Genomic DNA, 2,802 nt, shown 5'->3' on the forward strand with positions numbered 1-2,802 from the left:
GCGCGCGAGGCGGCGCGGACCGCCGTCGCCGCGGAGGACCCGCAGCAGGCGGCGGCGCGCGCGGCGGCGGCGACGGGCGTGGCGCTGCGCGACCAGGGCTTCGACGACGACCCGGCCGACGCGCTCCGGCTCACGTGCACGTCGACGCCGTGCCTCGCACCCGGCTCGCGCGTCACCGCGCGCGTCGAGGTCGTCGTGCCGCTGCCGTTCGTGCCGACGGTGGTCCGCGACGCGGTCCCGCTCGAGATCCCGGTGAGCGCCGAGCGGGTCGCGCCGGTCGACACCTACCGGGCGCGCGGATGAGTGCGCGGGCCGGCGTGCCGGCCGGGTCGGTGCGACCCACGGGCGACTCTCGGGCAGGGGAGCGTCCGACGTCATCGTCCGACAGGTGGTCGGGCCGGGTGGGGGCGGTGATCCGGCGCCGGGTCGCAGCAGCTGGCAGCGGCGACGAGGGGCAGGTGCTGCTGCTGACGCTCGGGTTCGTCGTCGTGGCGCTGCTGCTCGTGCTCGTGGTGTCCGCGGCGACGGCCGTGCACCTCGACCGCAAGCGTCTCGTCGCCCTGGCGGACGTCGTGGCGCTCGACGCGGCGGACGCCCTCGCCGACCCGGGCTACTTCGCCCCCGGCGCCGGCCAGGGTGATCCGTCGCAGGGCGGGATCGACCTGTCCGACGCCAGCGTGCGCGCCGCCACCGAGACCTACCTGCGGGACAACCCGGCGGCGACGGCGCCGTTCGTCACCGTGCGGGTGCTGGAGGCGACGAGCCCCGACGGCCGATCGGCGCACGTCCGGCTGGGCGCGGTCGTCCGGGTCCCGGTCGTCGGCGGGATCCTGTCGGCGTGGTCGGACGGCGTCACCGTGGAGGCGGAGTCGTCGGCCCGCGCCGAGTGATAGTCCCGGCGACGAGCGGACGCTCGACAGACCAGTCTTTCGTCAAGGTCATCAGCTGACGCGGGAGGTCAACATGCCCAGGAGCGCCGACGCGTTCGTCGACTGGCACCAGTTCATCGTCGGGCACGACATCGGAGAGCCCTTCCTGGACGACCCGGCGGACGAGCACGGGGTGATCGGGCGGGTGAAGCGCACGTACTGCACCGTCGTGACCGGCATCGCCACCGGACTTGTCCGGTTGACCACCGAGCCCCTTGACGGGCCGCCGGAGGCGGTCGACGACACGTGGGAGGACGTGGGCGAAGTCTCCCTGGAGACCTCCACAGAACTTCCCATGCGGGCGGCAGGCGTCGATCCGACCCCGGGGCAAGAGCCCCCCGATCCTCTCGATGCGCACGGGCCCGGCTGCTACCGGTTGCGTGTGCACGCACGGGGTCGTGACTCCTACTGGGACGGCTCGACGCTCGAGGTCCTCGAGCACTACCTGATCCAGAGCTGGCCTGCGCCCTACGCCCCGCCGGCGACACTGCGCGCCACCTCGCAGGTGGGTCTGGGTCGACCAGCGTGAGCGAGCAGCGCGACACGTCTCCACCCCCCGCTGGTGCGCGGCACGCCGGCGCTAGTCGGGGAGGAGTGGGACGGCGATGCCGTCGCCCGTGCGCAGCAGGCTGGCGCGCGTGACGGAACGCTTGCCGAACCGGTCGGCGAGCGAGTCGAGGGTCGTGTCGAGCGCACCGAGGTCGGGGCCGTCGAGCGCGAGCTGGGGCTGCACGACGTCGTCTGACTCGAGGTTCGTCAGCGCGACGCCGACGAGGGTGAGCCCGCGCTCGCGGATCAGCGGGGCGACGGAGTCGAGGAGCGCGACGGCGGCGGCTGCGAGGTCGGTGCCGGACGACGTCGCGTGCCGGAACGACCGCGACCGGGTGGCGCGGGTGTAGTCCTCGAAGCGCAGCCGCAGCACGACGGTCCGGGCGGTGCGGTGCGCGGTGCGCATGCGGCGCGCGACGCGGTCGACGAGGCCGAGCAGGGCGGCGTGGACGAACGCGGGGTCGTGCGGGCCGCGTCCGAGCGCGCGCTGGGCGCCGATCGAGCCGCGTCGGCGTCCCGTCTCGACACGTGACGGCGTCCGGCCGTGCACGACCGCGTGCAGGTGCCGCCCCGCGGCGGGGCCCAGGGCCCCGACCAGCACGGACTCGGGGAGCATCGCGACGTCTCCGGCGGTCCGCAGGCCGTAGCCGTGCAGCTTCGCAGCGGTGACCTCGCCGACGCCCCACAGCAGCTCGAGGGGGAGCGGGTGCAGGAAGGCGTCCTCACGGTCGGGCGGCACGTGGACGAGGCCGTCGGGCTTGCCGACGCGCGACGCGACCTTCGCGAGGAACGGGGTGCGGGCGACCCCGACCGTGATGGGAAGGCCGACCTCGTCGCGGACCTGGCGGCGCAGCCGGGCCGCGATCTCGACGGGCGGCACGTCGATGCGGTGCAGGCCCGCGACGTCGAGGAACGCCTCGTCGATCGACACGCCCTGGACCTGCGGCGTCGTCGCGTGGAAGAGGTCGAACACGGCACGGCTGGCCTCGACGTAGGCGTCGAAGCGAGGCCGTACCTCGACCAGGTCGGGGCACAGCGCCCGCGCCTGACGTCCGCTCATCGCGGTCTTCACACCGCGTCGCTTGGCCTCGTACGAGCACGCGAGGACCACTCCACCCCCGACGGCGACCGGGTGGCCACGCAGACGGGGGTCGTCACGCTGCTCGACGGACGCGTAGAACGCGTCGAGGTCGGCGTGCAGGATCGCCGCGCGACGGGCGGGGGACTCGCTCACGAACACATGTTCGAACCGACCACCCACATGCCGCCAGGGGTGTCCTCCGTCCGGGGGTGGTGCGGGATGCGGCTGCGCGGTCAGGCGGGG

Annotated in this window: 3 protein-coding genes and 1 pseudogene; 3 read left to right on the top strand and 1 reads right to left on the bottom strand. The window is 74.5% G+C overall.

Translation table 11 applies throughout. From position 1 onward, the window contains the following. The 3 genes and pseudogenes from CTKZ_RS19610 to CTKZ_RS19620 form a co-directional block, all read left to right on the top strand. Positions 1-303: pseudogene (locus tag CTKZ_RS19610) on the top strand (pilus assembly protein); the annotation flags it as partial. 155 nt (positions 304-458) lie between these two features. Beyond that, entirely contained in the window at positions 459-890 is a 432-nt protein-coding gene (locus CTKZ_RS19615; protein ID WP_235843567.1) for a hypothetical protein, read from the top strand. Between the two features lie 73 nt (positions 891-963). Further along, the gene (locus CTKZ_RS19620; RefSeq protein WP_124344495.1) at positions 964-1,458 is read left to right on the top strand and encodes a hypothetical protein; all 495 of its coding nucleotides are present in this window, start codon (positions 964-966) and stop codon (positions 1,456-1,458) included. Between the two features lie 51 nt (positions 1,459-1,509). Here the strand turns inward: CTKZ_RS19620 and dinB are convergent, their stop codons facing one another. After that, entirely contained in the window at positions 1,510-2,739 is a 1,230-nt protein-coding gene (gene dinB / locus CTKZ_RS19625; RefSeq protein ID WP_200829837.1) for a DNA polymerase IV, read from the bottom strand. Positions 2,740-2,802: the final 63 nt, after the last annotated feature.

This window comes from Cellulomonas algicola, from assembly GCF_003851725.1.
GTDB lineage: Bacteria > Actinomycetota > Actinomycetes > Actinomycetales > Cellulomonadaceae > Cellulomonas > Cellulomonas algicola.

Coding starts and splice junctions, on each gene's coding strand:
- CTKZ_RS19620 (WP_124344495.1), top strand. CDS start 964: ATGCCCAGGAGCGCCGACGCGTTCGTCGACTGGCACCAGTTCATCGTC.